Origin of the sequence: Agathobaculum sp. LCP25S3_E8 (genome assembly GCF_052117165.1) — a bacterium.
Taxonomy (GTDB): domain Bacteria; phylum Bacillota; class Clostridia; order Oscillospirales; family Butyricicoccaceae; genus Agathobaculum.
In genome coordinates, this window is sequence record NZ_JBQKJR010000010.1 from 1 (window position 1) to 15,354 (window position 15,354).

Below are 15,354 nucleotides of genomic sequence, written 5' to 3' on the forward strand. Positions count from 1 at the left end.
TTGGTTGTGGAAGGAGAAGTCTTCTCCATTCATGTTTGTACTTTTTTGGCCTTTATACGCCAGAAACCCGGCTTATGCCTGACGCATAGGCCGGGTTTCTCGACAGACTGAAAGCCGTCACGAAAGTGACGGCTTTTTTGTGTTTTCATATGCGTGCGAACGGCCACAGAGCGGGGCGTGGAGTGTCACAGCGGTTACTCCACAAAGGCTGCCAGCGATGCCAGATCGTCATCCGCCGCATGCAGGCCGACAGAGAAAATGCGCGAGACGCCTGCGATTTCGAGGAAACGAATGGCGGCCGCGCGATCCTGCGGATTGGGGCACAGATCGCACTTGGTCACCACGCCGACAGCCGGCTTGGGAAACAGGCTGGCCATGCCCGGTGAAAAACCGCATTGCTGGTCGGTCGCGTCCTGCAAGAAAAGGATTAGATCGGTGTCGGCTGCTGTCACAATCAGCGCCTTGTACATGCCGCGCTGCTCCAGATATTCCCCGGGCGTATCGAGAATGCAGCTGCCGCGCAGCGAAACGGTCTGCGTTTTCTGATAACATGGATTTTCGCCGAGCAGACGCTGTGCGAGTGTTGTCTTGCCGCAGCCGGTTTTGCCGATTAGCATAATTTTTTTCATGAGCGTGTGATCTCCGTAGGAGCAAAGTGCAGAATATCGGTCAAGACATGCAGAACATTTTGCAGCGCCGCTTCCACGCTGGCAACGTCTCCGCAAATAACCAGCGATCCACAAAAGCGATCGACAAAAACAATTTCGACTGCCGAGGCTTTGGTTGCCGCATCCGCACCGATGATTGCGGCCTCGCTGGGTGTGATGGTGAGAATGCCGAGCGCGCCCCGGTTTTCGCTGACCACACCCAGTTTGGTATAGAGGTCCTCGACCGGATGCGCAATCAGATGCGCCATGGTCACCTGTTTGCCGGGTACAAATTCCTGAATGATGCGTTGTTTATCCGATTCCAACATGTGTTGCCCCCTTTTTGTTGCGGTTGCCGCCGGACGTTATAGGAGGGACTCGAAGATTTCCGGCCGAGGGCGCGGAATGACGACACTTTGCAGCGCCAGCCCCTTTTCTGCGCCGATCCGCATGCCGGAAGAAACCGATTGCGATACCGCGGCAACGTCGCCGGAGAGAATAACAAAGGACTTGCCGCCGATTCCCATGCCAAGGCGAACATCCATGAGCATAACATCCGCGGCCTTGACCGCAGCGTCGGCTGCATAAACCGCAGCCGTCACGCTGAAAAACTCCATGACACCGACAGCGCCGAGCGGCGGCGGCTCCACAGAAAGGCCGATGGCGTGAATCACCTGCGGATGGATGCGCGGGATGGACACGGAATCGACCAGATGATTGTCCAGAACGGCAGAACCGGCCGCAAGAGAGGCGTCCACCGCGGCGACATCACCGTAAAGCAGGATGGAATACTTGCCGGGACATACCGGCCGGGCGTACAGCAGAGAAACCTCCGCGGCCTTGAGCGCGGCGTCAGCGGCTTCGATGCCTTTTGCAATGCTGTTGCTTTCCAGAATACCAAGCGATTCCATTACTCATTCCCTCCCTGTTCTGATGTGATAGTGATGGCGTCCTGCGAGACCGAGGCAACCATGCCGTCGATGGATGCGTGAAGATGGGCGCCCAACTGCTCGGACGGGCAGGCGGCGATCTGCTGGCCGACATGGACGCGGTCGCCGACCGAGACAATGGGATGTGCAGGGGCGCCGACATGCTGGCGCAGCGCAAGTGTAACCGTGTGTGGAGCTGCCTGCGTGAGGGTATCGATAGAAATATCGTAATAGGCAGCGACACCGGCCCGCGCGGCAACCCGGGCGGAGGGCGCAAGACGGCCTGCACGTTCGGGGCGGGCCTGCCATGTCTGTTCAGGCCGCTGATAGCGAATGCCCTGCTGCGCCAGACGCTGCTTGATCAATCGGTTTACCCGGCGTGGCTGCAGCTGCATCGGGCAGGCAAAAAGCTCGCAGATACCGCATTCGCAGCAAAGCGCCGCGTTGCGCATGGCGGGGTCGTCCAGTACAGCGTCCAAATTGTTGCCGTACAGGGAAAGGGTGCGCATGATGCGATGCGGCTCGAGCGGATGCCCGAGCAGATGCCGCGGACAGAGCTGCGTGCAGTAGCTGCACTGTATGCAGGAGGAGCGTGCGCGGTTCATCATGCTTTCCAGCGAGATGTTCTCGGTGCGTGCAATGGCGCTGGACAGGGGCAGGACGATAAGCCCAGACATGGTTTTGGTGACATGCGACTGCATGGCTTCGGACTGGGAAAGCCGCTTTCCCATCATCGGACCGCCGTTGAGTACGATAAATTCGTCCGGTTCTGCGCCGCCGGCACAGGATAGACAATCTGCTACCGGCGTGCCGATTGGGGCACGGACGATAGTGGGACGGCGCACCGCACCGGTGACGGTCAGATATTTGTGTGTGAACGGCTGGTTCTGCATCGCGTCATAGACACACAGCGCAGTGGCGGCGTTGCTGACTACGCAGCCGACCAGACCGGGCAGACCGCCGGGCGGAACCACCCGTCCGGTGACCTCGAAAACCAGCGTCTGCTCATCCCCGGCGGGGAAAAAGCTGTCAAGCAGATGCAGATGGATGTCGGCGTTTGCCTGAGCAATGGCTTGCTGCAATGCATCAATCTGTGCAGCATAATGATGTTTCAGCGCGATTACGGCCGTCTTTGCCTGCACCGCGTCACGCATGGCGCAGACAGCACAGATGATTTCGCGCGCATGATGCTGCATGAGATATTGATCCGTGTGCAGAAGTGGCTCGCATTCCGCGCCGTTAAGGATCAGGGTATCGGCCTGACTCTGGTATTTGACATGCGTGGGGAATCCGGCTCCGCCGCAGCCAACAATGCCGGCCTGCTGTATTTGCTTCCAAAGCTCCATGTTCTGCGTCTCCTCTCACAAGCATCAGGATGGGGCGGCTGCGTTCGCCTGCCGGGACTGCGCCTGCGCCACTTCGATTTCGTCAATGATGCCGACAATGGCGCTGTCAATGGGCAGCGTATCCGTACCCAGTGCACGGCGCGCGGTACTGCCTGTGACAACCAGAACCTGCTCTCCAATGCCGGCGCCAACCGAATCGGCCGCGACAAAGGTTGCGCCGTTTTTTTCGTTGGTGCATTCTTCCTGCACGACCATCAGCTTCTGTCCGCTGAGGGCTTCTTCTTTTTTGGTTGCCCATACATGGCCGATGACTCTGCAGATCAACATAGCGGGCCTCCTTACAGCCGAATGACGGTTACGCCGGCATGCAGCAGCACATCCTGCGCGGCAGGCGTAATCAGGGTGGTGCGGGCAACCTGTACAGATTGCCCGCGGGCAGCCAGCGCGCGCGCTTTGCTTTCGGTGATCAGACGTTCCTGCGCGACGCAGGCCGGCGCATCTGCTGCGGGCGCATCGGCTGTGGCAGATTGTGGGATGCTGATGCCGGCGGCGCGGATGCGCGCGCTGCTCGACGGGGCAAGCATGCAGGCATTGGCCTCGTCCCAGTCGATGTGCATGGCAAGCCCCGCCTGGCTGCTGACGCGCACGGCCACCCCATCCAGCGTCAGCGGACGCGCGCCTTTGAGTGAGACGCTGACGATCTGCCCGTCCTGCACCTGAATGCGTGCGGCGTCAGGCGGGGTGATGTGAATATGCGGCTGCGCGATGATGGCGCTGCCGGGTGCGGCGAGCATGCCGTTCGGGCCGATGAGATACACGTCGGCGGCGTCCCGCAGATCGCCGGAAAGCCGGACCGGCGCCTGCAAACCGAGCGCACGGGCATCGGTGGCGGACAGCTCTACTTGTACGGCGGAACGTTCGGGGCCGAGCACGGCCACGTGCGCCAGTTCGCCCTTGGGCGTGACGATACGCACCCGCTCTTCGCTGAGAAACTGTCCGGGCTGGGACAGCGGCCGCTTGGGGGTCAAGTGGGCGCCTGCGCCGAAAAGCGCCTGTACCGCCTCGGCGGTCAGATGGACATGACGTGCGGAGGCCTCCACCGGTATGTCGAGCGGCAGCTCTTGGCTATGCAGGCGCTGCATGACGGCCTGCGTAATCATTTCACACAGTTGCTGCTGATCCATGACAATCCTCCTCCTTGTAATATCCGGCAAGCGTTCGACAGAATAAAAGATATGCGGCACTGCTCAGCCGGTTAAGCTGCCGGATAATATCCGTCCGCTCCTGCGCGGTGCCGGGCGGAAAGGCGGTGACTGCACTGCGTTCCACCGCGCGGATTTCCGTGCGCAGCAGATTGAGCTGCAGCGCGATCCGCCCCATATCGGCAGAGGGAATCGGATGGTCAAAGCCGAACGTTTCTTTTATTTCGTGAGACATGCGGTGCAGCGTCTGCTCGTCCATGCCGAGCAGCGGCGCTTCCGGCAGGGCGCAGTCCTTGACCTCGGCGCGCAGTATCTGCCGGATAGCTTCCAGAATATCGCCCAGATCGCGCCGCAAAAGCGGGGCGCAGGCCTCGGTCTGCAACAGCAGGACCTTTGCCTGCAAAGTATCCAGCATACCGCGCAGCACAATGCGCGGATGGTCTTTCGGCACCAGCGTGCGGCCGTGCAGATGGGTCAGATATTCTCCCTTTTGCGCGATTGCTGCGCCCGTAGCCTCTTCGATAAAGCCGGGAGCCTGTTGTGTTGTTTTGGTCATGGGGGCGTAGTTGTCCTGAACCAGCCGGATGCCGTGATCGCGCAGATATTCTTTTGCAAGCGGGGTGACAAAGGTGTCGGGAGCGACATGGATTTCGTCCATCGCGCGCCGCGCGCGTGCGATGCGCAGATCGCTCTCGGTCAGAATGCTGCGTTTTTTCACATCCAGTCCTCCCTATATACAGGAAATCGCGTTACGACTGCTCGATGGTGGGGAGAATACCTTCTACCTCGCCGTGCGGGCGCGGGATGACGTGTACGGACAGCAGTTCGCCCACGCGCTCCGCTGCCGCGGCGCCCGCATCGGTGGCGGCCTTGACCGCACCGACATCGCCGCGTACCATCACCGTTACCAGACCGCCGCCGACATGCACTTTGCCTATCAGCGTTACATTTGCTGCCTTGACCATTGCGTCGGCCGCCTCGATCGAGGGGACCAGACCGCGTGTTTCGATCATGCCGAGAGCCTGTAAGTTTGCCATATTGATTACTCCTTTTTCTATTTGCAGGTTTATCCTTCGATTCTGGGGAGAATGCCTTCGACTTCGCTGTGAGGACGCGGAATGACGTGTACGGACAGCAGCTCGCCCACGCGCTCCGCTGCCGCAGCGCCCGCATCGGTCGCAGCTTTGACCGCGCCGACGTCGCCGCGCACCATCACGGTTACCAGACCGCCGCCGACATGCACTTTGCCTATCAGCGTCACGTTTGCCGCCTTGACCATCGCGTCCGCCGCTTCGACGGAGCCGACAAGACCTTTGGTTTCTACCATGCCGAGAGCCTGTAAATTTTCCATTTTTCATACCTCCTGTTGATGCGGTCGGTTATCCGTGCGAGGCGGTCAATCGGGCGATGACCGCACGGGTAATTGCCTCAATATCGGCGGGGGTCAGCGCCTCGTTCTGCGGTGCGGCGGCGGAGACCGGTGTTGGGGTATCCTGCCGCAGATCTTCCAGCTCACGCAGTCCCCAGGCGACCCGGCGGATATTGACGAGATTTTCCGGGCCGATATTGTCCGAGGTTGCGCTGCCGCCGACCGCGCCGCAGCCTAGAGTCAGAGCGGGTGCGAGTCCGGTCGTCGCACCGACGCCGCCCAGTGCGCCCGGCGTGTTGACCAGCAGACGCGACACCGGCTTTTTCAGCGCGAACTCGCGGATGACCTGCTGATTGGTGGAGTGGATGGTCATGGTGTGGCCGCTGCCCTCCACCTGCAGAATGGAAATCGAGAGTGCGCATGCCGCTTCCCAGTCGTCCGCAACGTAAAAGGCGAGCACGGGGCACAGCTTTTCGCGGGCGTACGGATTGGAACGGGATACCTCGGTCTGGCGGGAAAGCAGGACGCGCGTGCCTTCGGGGATGGCGATATCCGCCATGGCGGCAATCTGCTGCGCGGTTCGTCCGACGATTTTCGGATTCATGGTGCCGTTGGCGCGCAGCATGAAGGCGGCCAGCCGGCGGCTTTCCTCGTCGGTGAGGAAGTAGCCTCCCTGCTCGGTGCAGGCGGCCACCACTGCGGCTTCCGAGCAGCGCTCCACCACGATGGATTGCTCGGAAGCGCAGATGGTGCCGTTATCAAAGGTCTTGCTGGCAAAAATGCGTCGTACGGCGAGCGGGATGTCCGCGCTTTTCTCGATAAAGGACGGGCCGTTGCCCGGGCCGACGCCGAGCGCCGGATTGCCGGAGGAGTAGGCCGCGCGCACCATGGCTTCGCCGCCGGTTGCGAGAATGATACTGACATCACGGTGCTTAAGCAGGGCGTTAGTGGCCTCCATGGTGGTCAGTTCAACGCAGGTTACCGCGCCATCGGGCGCGCCGGCTTGGCGCGCGGCCTGTTCGATGATGCGGAAGGTTTCTGTGATGCAGCGCTTTGCGCCGGGATGCGGGCTGATGACGATGGCGTTGCCCGATTTGAGCGCAATCAGACATTTGTACATGGTGGTTGAAGTGGGGTTGGTGGAAGGGATCAACGCAGCGACCACGCCCATCGGCACACCGATTTCGATGACTTTTCGCGCGGTGTCGTCATGCAGTATGCCGACGACGCGCTTGTTTTTGATATGGTTCCAGACGATGGTGCTGCCCAATTGGTTTTTGAGCACCTTGTCCTCCCAGCGCCCAAAGCCGGTTTCTTCCACTGCCATGCGGGCAAGCCGCTCAGCCTCTTTCTCGCAGGCGGAAGCAACGGCTGCACAGATGGCGTCCAGCTGCTCCTGCGAGAAAGTGGCAAGCTGCGCGGCAGCCGTGCGGGCGCGCGCAACGAGGTTGCGTACCTCCTGTATGGATTGCAGATCTCGATCCATTTCCAAAATCAAAACGCCTCACTTTCCTGTTATTCAACGAGAATGGGATGTTGTGCAATATCGCAGACTGCTTGCGCGAATGCGTCGCAGGCGCTGCGGCAGGCGGACTGCTCACCGGTGAGCAGTCCGCCCCCGAAATTGGTTTCGGTCGGGGGACCGTAAAACACGCGCAGCGTGGTCGCGGATGCCTTGAGTGCGGCATCCAGACCGATTGCCGCTTCGAGCGGCGGCGCAATCAGATAGGCCATGGCGGTTCCCTCGGGGACACCGGCCTGCCGGGAGAGGTAGGAGCCGGTGCGGGAGATGCAGTGTGCAAAGTACACGACCGAGCCGTCTTCGCAGGCGGTGCAGAAGTGCGCTTCCTCCCGAATGTAGTGTGCGGCGGCCTGCAAACCGCTGCGCACCTGTTCCGGATCGGGACCGGACAGAATGCCGAGAAACTCTCCGGCCAGCCGTGTACTGGCGTTGGACGCGCCCGCGTACATGCTGCGGGCATAGGCAACCTGCACATCGGCCTTTTTGGTCGCCTCATCGAGCGCCGCATAGGCGACGTCGTCGCAGTCCGCCGTCAGCAAACCGAGACTTCGGTCGCCGTCGCGCAGCGTCAGCTGTCCAAGCAGCGCCGGGTCCGCGTTGGGGAGAATACGCATGCTCAGGACGTGTGCCGGTACCGGGGAAGGAATCAAGCAGATGCACCTCCCTTCCTAACGGACAAGGGCCACGCCGCTGGCCTTCTGTTCAAGAATTTGCGCGATGAGATCCACCAGATAGGCGCCGGCTTCCATAGCCGGAATGCCGTTTTTGTGGATGTTGGATAACACGGTGCGCCGGGATTCCGGCATGCCGGGCTGTGCGTGATAGCTGATATAAGCGCTCATGCTTTCCGCTGTTGCAAGACCGGGACGCTCTCCGATAAACGAGCAGACCACAGCGGCGTTGAGTGCCTGGGCGATTACGTCCTGCGCTGCGACGCGGCCGTATCGCACGAAAATTGGCGTTCCCACCGACAGGCCCCGTGCCTTTAGCCCGTCCAGAACGATCGGCAGAATGCGCGCCGCGTTGGCGTTGATGGCGGTGGAGGAAAGACCGTCGCTGACAATAAGCTGCACGTCCACATCCTTGACGCAGTGTTCCCGCAGGCGGGAGAGCGTTTCGTCCGTAAAGCCCCGCCCGAGATCGGGACGGGTGATGAACTCCGCCTTGCTCTGGCAACGGGTTTGAATGGAGAAAAGGTTCAATTCCTCCAGCACGGCGGTGTCTACGTCTTTCCAGACGGCGTCGCGTGCAGCGGCATGATCCGCGCGCAGCCGAATCAAGGTTTCGGTGCGCAGCCGCGCGCCGGCACGTCCCACGCCGATGCGCGCGGGCGTTTGTGCCATCATGCGGGATAGAAAAGCGGGGTCCTGCACCTGCAATGTGGAAACCTCTGCTTTTTTTTCCTCCTCAGGCGGCAAACCAAGCTGTGCGCGGCACTTTGAAGTGTCTTGCTGCCGTGCGGTGTTTTCCGCAGCGGCGCGCGCCTTGCAGGCGCCACCATACTGGATGGGCGGCAGATCCGCCCATTTTTCCGGTACAACGGGGGCGTGCGGATCCCGCATCGAACGAATCACCTGATCGACGACACGTTCAATATCCGAATAAAGCAATGCTCATCCCTCCTTGATTCATAGCAAGTCGGCAAAAATGGTGGGATCTCCTGCGCGGGCGGTCAGGCGTCCGTTCTGGGTAATGCCCATTTCCTCCAGCCAGCAGTCGAATTCCCGGATGGGCCGCAGGCCGAGGATTTCGCGAATGCCCGCTGCGTCATGGTAGGCGTTGGTCTGGTAGTTCAGCATGATGTCATCGCTGGCGGGCACGCCGAGAATGTAGTTGACGCCGGCGGAAGCCAGCATAAGAGAAAGGTTTTCAATATCGTTCTGGTCGGCCATCATGTGATTGGTATAGCAGCAGTCGCAGCCCATCGGCACGCCGGATAGCTTGCCCATGAAGTGATCCTCCAGCCCTGCCCGAATCACCTGTCGGCTGTCATACAGGTATTCCGGGCCGATGAAGCCGACCACCGTATTGACCATAAAGGGAGAAAAGCAGCGCGCATAGGCATAGCAGCGCGCCTCCATGGTGAGCTGATCGGCACCGTTGTGCGCGTCGGAGGAAAGTTCACTGCCTTGGCCGGTCTCGAAATACAACAGATTCGGACCGGCGGCTGTCCCCTGCTGTTCGAGCAGCTGTTTGGCTTCCCGAATATTGTCGGTGGTGAAGCCGAAGGCGAGGTTGCCTTTTTCGCTGCCCGCAATGGATTGGAAAATCATGTCGCATGGGGCGCCGCGCCGCACGGCTTCAATCTGTGTCGTGATATGACTGAGCACACAGATTTGCGTGGGGATGTGCAGCCGGTTTTTGATATCGTCAAACCGCTTCAAAACCTCCGCCGTGCCGTCGACGGTGTCGCCGGCGGGATTCAGGCCGATAACGGCGTCACCGCAGCCGTAGGACAGGCCTTCCAGCACGGATGCCGTGATCCCTTCCACGCTGTCCGTTGGGTGATTCGGCTGGAGACGGGTCGACAGCGTGCCACGCAGACCGATCGTGGTGTTGCACCGCGCCGGAACGCGGATTTTGGACGCGGCGTAGACCAGATCGAGATTGCTCATCAGCTTGGTAACCGCCGCGACCATTTCTGCCGTCAGTCCCTTGGAAATCCGGCGAATTGCCGCTTCGGTGGTGGTTTCGCAGAGCAGCCAGTTGCGGAGTTCGCCAACCGTCCAACCGTGAATTTCACCATAGATGGTCTGGTTCAGCCCATCCTGATTGAGTCGTGTGACTTCATCCTCCTCGTAAGGAACGACAGGGTTTTCGCGCAGTTCCTCCAGACGAATGCCGGATAAAACCTCCTTGGCGGCTACACGCTCCAGATCGGAGCGGGCGGCAACCCCGGCAAGAATATCGCCGGATTTTTCCTCGTTTGCCCGTGCCAGAACGGTTTTGATGTCATCGAAAGTAAAGGTTTGCCCCAAAAGACTGGTGCGGTATGCCATGGGTGTTCCTCCCTTGCTTCAGGATTCAAAAATCAGCGTTTTCACAATCGCCGGAACGGCCATGCCGTTTAAAACAGGCATGCCCAGATCGATGAACTGCCCGCTGCCGATTTCGATGCCGTCAATCGCAACGACGGGACGGCTGCCGGCTTTTTGACGCATCAGTTGGCCGAGTGCCTTGGCAATATCGCGATGGCTGAGTACCAGCAGCGGCTGACCTTCCGGCAGTGCTTCGCTCAGGCCGGCGGCGATGGCGGAGGCCAATGTGTCAAGCTGCGTATAGGTCGGGTCGGCAGGACCTTCCAGCGCAAGCAGAAACAGCGGGCAGTCGTTTTGCTGCATAAACCAGGCGGCCTGTTCGCGCAAAACGCGGTCATTGCCTGCTGAGAGCGCGGATTCCTGTTCGGCACTCAAACGGAGCACCGGAATGTTTTTGAGCGGAAACAGGCCGCTGTCATAGGCGATGGTGCTGCCGGAAAGACGGGTGGTATAGGTTCCGGCGCCGACAACCGTCGCGCCGATGGTTTCGGCGGCGGAGAGGATTTGAAAACGTCCGAACAGCCTGCCGCGCCGGATTTCGTTGCCGAGCAGCACGCCGATATCATGATAGGTAAAGGGGTCGGGTGGCGGACGCAGAATGCAGTCCGCCACCCCGCCAGAAAAGGAGAGAAAGCGAATGGGTCGATGCGCTGGAAGAGAAAAAGGCGTGCTGCCGGGGGTGGCGAGGCGTTCCAGCAAGTCGGAAGGCGGCATCAGCCCAAGCAGCTGCTCCAGAAGCTCGTTCATTTTGCTGCACAGAAGCGTAAGTGCGTCCGGATCAGCGGGCTGACCGGGTATGACAGGCAACTGGAGCGCCTGAGCGATCTGGCGCGCGCCATTGCACACGGCGCGAATTTTGCCATCCGCAGTCAGGCTGACCTGCCGTCCGCCAATATCCAGGCAGCCGCAGGCAATCACCGATCCGCCGTCGAAAACGGCAATATTGGTGGTGCCGCCGCCAATATCCAGATTGGCAACTACGGTGTTGTGGTCGCGGGAATATTGCTGGGCGCTGCTGCCCTGTCCGGCGAGGATGGATTCCAGATCCGGCCCCGCGGTGGATACTACAAAGTCTCCGGCCAGACTGCTGATTTGTTCGAGAACCGTTCGTGCATTTTCGCGCCGTGCGGTTTCGCCGGTGATGACAACCGCGCCGGTCTGCACCTGTGCCGGCACAACGCCGGCGTCGGCATAGGTTTGTTCGATGAGGCGCCGAAGCGCGGCCCCGTCGATATGACGATCGTCCACAAGCGGCGTATCCATGATTGGACTGCGGTAAAAAACCTTCTTTTCCACAATTTCGGCGCGCGGAATGGAGAAATACCCTGCGGTATTTTCCACGCCGAGTCGGCTGAAGATCAGTTGTGTGGTGGATGTTCCGATGTCGATGCCGACGCTGCAAAGCTGCGTATGCTGCAAGGCATTTCCTCCCCGAAAAACAACAAAAGCCCAGAGCGGTGAGAAAAAACTCATCGCTCTGGGCGCAATTGCCAACTCAGTTATACCCGATTGTATAACCGTACTATGTGGTTATGCATTCATCTTAGCATTGGTCTGCGGAAAAGTCAAATGAAATTATCGAGCCGCTCGAATTGCCGGCAATATGCAGCTCGCCGCCTAACTTCTCCTGTACCGTCATGCGCACGATGGATAAGCCCAGCCCTTCACGATAGCCCTCGGGCGGGAAACCGATTCCATCGTCGCGCACGACGACCGTGACAAAGGCCTGCGTGCGCTGCAGCAGGATATCAATGTGCCCCTCCGACCGTCCAACAAAGGCGTGCTTGCAGGCGTTGGTCAGCAGCTCGTTGATGACAATGGCGACATCCGATGCTTGCTTCTGCGGCAGGGACACATCGCCGCCGCGAATTGTATACTGCACATTGGTGTCTGAATTTTGAAAAATCGACTGGATATTGCGGCACAATCGGTCGATTAGCTCATGCAGGCTGATTCGTCCGGATGGCTGCGCCAACAGAATATCCTCGATCGTGGCGATGCTCAGGATGCGGGCCCGGTTTTCCTGAAATGCCTGACGCGCTTCCGGATGGCAGGCCTGCCGCATCTGCAAGTTCATGATGCTTGCCATGGTTTGAAGATGATTTTTAATGCGGTGATGGATTTCGCGCTGCTGCAGCAATTCAAGATCGCGGCTGTCCGTTGCAGCCTCGCTGACAGGTGACTGCGATAACGCGCGGTATTTTTGCTCCATGTGGTAGCCCTGACTGATGTCCTGCTCGGCGATAAGGACCGCGCAGACCGTTCCGTCGTTATCCCGCAGCGGGATAACATTCTGCCGCACGACGCGATTTTCCTGTGTCACGGCTTTGAGATCACGGATCGGCGCGCCGGTTTCCAGCGCCCAATAGGCGGCGGGTTCGCTTTCGCGCTGCGCGATGCAGCCGTCCACGCTGCCGCTGTACATCGAGTGTCCGGCACTGGGAAACGCCTGCGCTGCGACGAAAAGCAGCCCGCTCTGCGCATCCGGACAGTCGATAAACAGGTCGACTGACATCAGGTCGGCAATAAACGGGAGCCAGTGGCCCAGCTCGCGCAAGCGGTCGGTCATCGCGTCGGACAGACGGGCGCGTTGTTGTACTTCGTTCCAGTTCATTGCGCCTTGTCCTACTTTCTGATTTGCTGCGCCGTTTCTTCCAGCGTTTGGCCGCGCGCCTTGGCTGTGCGGCACAGCCAGCGATAAGCAACGGCGTCGCTCAGCCCTTTCTGCTGCATCAGACATTGCTTCGCAGCGTTGACGTCGATTCGGCTGTCATAACGCCGAATCAGGCTTTGTGCAATTTCAATGGCCGGGCAGCGCTTGTTCATAGCGGTCTTTTGAATCCAGCGGCGGGCCTCCCGTTCGGGCAGGCGCTGTGCGCTGGACAGCAGGGTGACGGCACGGTCGATGACACGGTTGTCATCCATTTTTTTCTGCAAACGTAGGATTTCCGCCTGCCCGCGCTGTAGGGCAGCGCTTTGCGCAAAGGCGATTTCAATGGCGGGCGCCAATTGCGCGGGATGAACCGGCTTGACCAGATAACCGGCCGCACCGACGGAAGCTGCGTTTTGCACAAAGCTGTTGTCAGCATACGCGGTCATGATGACGACGCAGCCGGCCAGCCCTTCCTGTGTGATCAGCTCGGTGGCATAGATGCCGTCGAACACGGGCATCTTCAGGTCAATCAGCGCAGCATCCGGGGACAGGGAACGGCAGGCCTCCACTGCATCAAAGCCGTCCGATGCTTCTGCGCAGACCTGATAGCCCTGTTCTTCCAAGCATTTGCGAATGTCCAGCCGGATGATCGGTTCGTCATCGGCGAGAACGATGGTTTTGACCACAGTGTCACCTCCCGTAACGGTTTCAGTATAATGGCGGCGCGGAGGAAAAGCAAGGCCTTTTCGTGTGCGCAGCAAAAAAACATTTGTCCACACAGAAAAGATAATCATTTTTTGATAATATTTGCAGGGTTAGAAAACCGTTGGGAAAAATTGCTGTTATATTCTCGAAAAAAATTGGTATTTTGGGTTGACATTGTCGAAAATGCATGGTATCTTCAAGTTGAAAAGGACAAAAATTGTTGTATTTAACAAAAAACCTTGCAAAAAATGATAACATTTGAAATTTGAAAAAAATAGTGCGGAGGGGGGGAAAACGCGCTTGAAATATGATCGTCTGCAAAGCATCAAAAGATTGTTGATGCAGGAGAAGAAAGTCCTGACAGTAGATCTGAGCGAGCGGTTCGACGTATCCATCGAAACGATACGACGCGATCTGGACTTGCTGGAATCCGAAGGATTGGTGCGTAAGATCTATGGCGGTGCGGAGATTCGCAAAGAAGATCCCGATAACATGGAAATGGACGAATGGAACAAGCGCTGTCAGGTCTGTGTGGCGGAAAAACGCGCCATCGCGCAGGAGGCGATCCGGCTGATCCCGGATTCGTGCTCGGTGGTGCTGGACTCGGGCACTACGACCTATCAAGTGGGCTGTCTACTGGCAATGCGGCAGAATGTTTCGGTGCTCACCAATTCACTGCATAGTGCCATGGCAGTGTCCTGCCGGACGGATCATTCGGTCTATCTGCTGGGGGGACAGGTCAAAAAGGGCGAACTGATTACGACTGGCCTGCTTGCCTCGGATTTTCTGGATAGCTTTGGAAAGATTGACGTAGCGGTGATTGGCGTGGACGGTCTGACGCTGGATGAGGGTATCATGGATTACAGCATGGAAATGTGTCTGATTAAGCAGCGTTTTCTGCGTAAGTCCGATCTGGTGATTGCCGTCACCGACCATACAAAATTCAATGTGCGGGCAAACTACCGCTCCTGCGCGCTCGATCAGGTGGATTATCTGATTACGGATGCGCAGGCAGATAGAGCGTTCATAAACGAGATGGAAAACAGAAACGTAAAAGTCATCATTGCCGATGGAGAGAGGTGAGCGGTGCCGATGTACGATCAGCATATTCACAGCAAATATTCACAGGATGGAAAATATGACATCATGGAAATCGCGCAGACTGCCGTGAGCCGCGGCCTGCAGGGTATTACCATCACGGATCATTTCGATTTGTGCGATGCAGAAATCGGATACCGGTTCTATCTGGAGCACGAACAGGCAAGACGGGATGCGTTTGAGCGGGCACGGGAGGCATTTGCGGATCGTTTGGAAATCCGCTGGGGCATTGAAGTAGGGCATCCTTATTTCATGCCGGAGGTCGCCAAAGAGTTCCTGACATCCCGGCAGTTCGACTTCATTCTCGGCGCGGTACATTTTCTGCGCGGGGATCGGGACATATATCTAATCGATTACACGGATGCGTCTGTTGTCGACGCGGTTTTGAAAGAATATTTCACCGATATGCTGGAACTGCTGCGGTTCGGCGGATTTGACAGTCTGGCCCATCTGGACTATCCGCTGCGCGTGATGAAAGGGAAAATTCCTGTACCGACCATTATATCGTATCAGGAATATGTGGAGCCAATCTTACAGGAAGTGATTCGTCAGGGGATATCGTTGGAGATCAATACACGGGGATTCATGGACTGGAAGCAGCGTCAGGAGCCGGAGGACTGGGTTCTGGCACGGTACTATGAGCTGGGCGGCCGGCGTATTACCATCGGAAGCGATGCGCATGTGCTGCAGGCAGTCGGCGGAGAAATTCCGCGCGCTATTGACAAGGCAATCGAAATCGGCTTTACAGAACTGACGTTTTATCGCGGTCGTAAGCCATGCGCCATTCCTCTATTGAATCGCACGTGACAGGGAAAACCTGTAACGTCGATAGAAAAGAAAAAAAG

At 58.6% G+C, this 15,354-nt stretch carries 18 protein-coding genes; 2 read left to right on the forward strand and 16 right to left on the reverse strand.

Translation table 11 applies throughout. The annotated features are described in order from the left end of the window. Window positions 1-194: 194 nt before the first annotated feature. The 16 genes from ACTQ34_RS05480 to ACTQ34_RS05555 form a co-directional block, all read right to left on the reverse strand. Entirely contained in the window at window positions 195-629 is a 435-nt protein-coding gene (locus ACTQ34_RS05480) for a EutP/PduV family microcompartment system protein (protein ID WP_441362878.1), read from the reverse strand. Further along, entirely contained in the window at window positions 626-976 is a 351-nt protein-coding gene (locus tag ACTQ34_RS05485) for a BMC domain-containing protein (protein WP_441362879.1), read from the reverse strand. Before ACTQ34_RS05485 ends, ACTQ34_RS05480 begins: the two co-directional genes overlap by 4 nt. Window positions 977-1,012: 36 nt before the next feature. After that, window positions 1,013-1,558 carry a BMC domain-containing protein gene (locus ACTQ34_RS05490; protein WP_441362880.1) on the reverse strand — a complete coding sequence of 182 codons (546 nt, stop codon included), beginning with the start codon at window positions 1,556-1,558 and terminating at the stop codon, window positions 1,013-1,015. Further along, entirely contained in the window at window positions 1,558-2,922 is a 1,365-nt protein-coding gene (locus tag ACTQ34_RS05495; protein WP_441362881.1) for a 4Fe-4S dicluster domain-containing protein, read from the reverse strand. Before ACTQ34_RS05495 ends, ACTQ34_RS05490 begins: the two co-directional genes overlap by 1 nt. A gap of 24 nt (window positions 2,923-2,946) precedes the next feature. Then, entirely contained in the window at window positions 2,947-3,249 is a 303-nt protein-coding gene (locus ACTQ34_RS05500) for a EutN/CcmL family microcompartment protein (RefSeq protein WP_441362882.1), read from the reverse strand. An 11-nt stretch (window positions 3,250-3,260) separates the two neighbouring features. Continuing rightward, on the reverse strand, window positions 3,261-4,106 hold the full coding sequence (pduL, locus tag ACTQ34_RS05505; RefSeq protein ID WP_441362883.1) for a phosphate propanoyltransferase: 846 nt from the start codon (window positions 4,104-4,106) through the stop codon (window positions 3,261-3,263). Next, window positions 4,084-4,842 carry a hypothetical protein gene (locus tag ACTQ34_RS05510; protein WP_441362884.1) on the reverse strand — a complete coding sequence of 253 codons (759 nt, stop codon included), beginning with the start codon at window positions 4,840-4,842 and terminating at the stop codon, window positions 4,084-4,086. Before ACTQ34_RS05510 ends, pduL begins: the two co-directional genes overlap by 23 nt. Before the next feature lie 31 nt (window positions 4,843-4,873). Then, window positions 4,874-5,161, reverse strand: a complete 288-nt coding sequence (gene eutM, locus ACTQ34_RS05515) for an ethanolamine utilization microcompartment protein EutM (protein ID WP_441362885.1) — start codon at window positions 5,159-5,161, stop codon at window positions 4,874-4,876. Window positions 5,162-5,190: 29 nt separating this feature from the next. After that, window positions 5,191-5,475 carry a BMC domain-containing protein gene (locus ACTQ34_RS05520; protein WP_441362886.1) on the reverse strand — a complete coding sequence of 95 codons (285 nt, stop codon included), beginning with the start codon at window positions 5,473-5,475 and terminating at the stop codon, window positions 5,191-5,193. Between the two features lie 28 nt (window positions 5,476-5,503). Next, the gene (locus ACTQ34_RS05525; protein WP_441362946.1) at window positions 5,504-6,979 is read right to left on the reverse strand and encodes an acetaldehyde dehydrogenase (acetylating); all 1,476 of its coding nucleotides are present in this window, start codon (window positions 6,977-6,979) and stop codon (window positions 5,504-5,506) included. Between the two features lie 29 nt (window positions 6,980-7,008). Beyond that, a complete protein-coding gene (eutL, locus tag ACTQ34_RS05530; protein WP_441362887.1) occupies window positions 7,009-7,665 on the reverse strand; it encodes an ethanolamine utilization microcompartment protein EutL in 657 nt (218 codons plus the stop codon). 18 nt (window positions 7,666-7,683) lie between these two features. Continuing rightward, the gene (gene eutC / locus ACTQ34_RS05535; protein WP_441362947.1) at window positions 7,684-8,394 is read right to left on the reverse strand and encodes an ethanolamine ammonia-lyase subunit EutC; all 711 of its coding nucleotides are present in this window, start codon (window positions 8,392-8,394) and stop codon (window positions 7,684-7,686) included. A gap of 249 nt (window positions 8,395-8,643) precedes the next feature. Further along, on the reverse strand, window positions 8,644-10,014 hold the full coding sequence (locus tag ACTQ34_RS05540; protein ID WP_441362888.1) for an ethanolamine ammonia-lyase subunit EutB: 1,371 nt from the start codon (window positions 10,012-10,014) through the stop codon (window positions 8,644-8,646). A gap of 18 nt (window positions 10,015-10,032) precedes the next feature. After that, a complete protein-coding gene (locus ACTQ34_RS05545; protein WP_441362889.1) occupies window positions 10,033-11,472 on the reverse strand; it encodes an ethanolamine ammonia-lyase reactivating factor EutA in 1,440 nt (479 codons plus the stop codon). Between the two features lie 124 nt (window positions 11,473-11,596). Continuing rightward, a complete protein-coding gene (locus ACTQ34_RS05550) occupies window positions 11,597-12,667 on the reverse strand; it encodes a sensor histidine kinase (RefSeq protein WP_441362890.1) in 1,071 nt (356 codons plus the stop codon). Between the two features lie 11 nt (window positions 12,668-12,678). Continuing rightward, window positions 12,679-13,392, reverse strand: coding sequence for a response regulator (locus ACTQ34_RS05555; protein WP_441362891.1), 714 nt, complete (start codon window positions 13,390-13,392; stop codon window positions 12,679-12,681). A gap of 319 nt (window positions 13,393-13,711) precedes the next feature. On the opposite strand from ACTQ34_RS05555, the gene ACTQ34_RS05560 reads away from it, so the two are divergent. Both ACTQ34_RS05560 and ACTQ34_RS05565 read left to right on the forward strand, forming a co-directional pair. Further along, a complete protein-coding gene (locus ACTQ34_RS05560; RefSeq protein WP_441362892.1) occupies window positions 13,712-14,494 on the forward strand; it encodes a DeoR/GlpR family DNA-binding transcription regulator in 783 nt (260 codons plus the stop codon). A gap of 9 nt (window positions 14,495-14,503) precedes the next feature. Next, complete coding sequence (locus ACTQ34_RS05565) at window positions 14,504-15,316, forward strand: histidinol-phosphatase HisJ family protein (protein WP_441362893.1); 813 nt, start codon at window positions 14,504-14,506, stop codon at window positions 15,314-15,316. The last annotated feature ends 38 nt before the right edge of the window (window positions 15,317-15,354 follow it).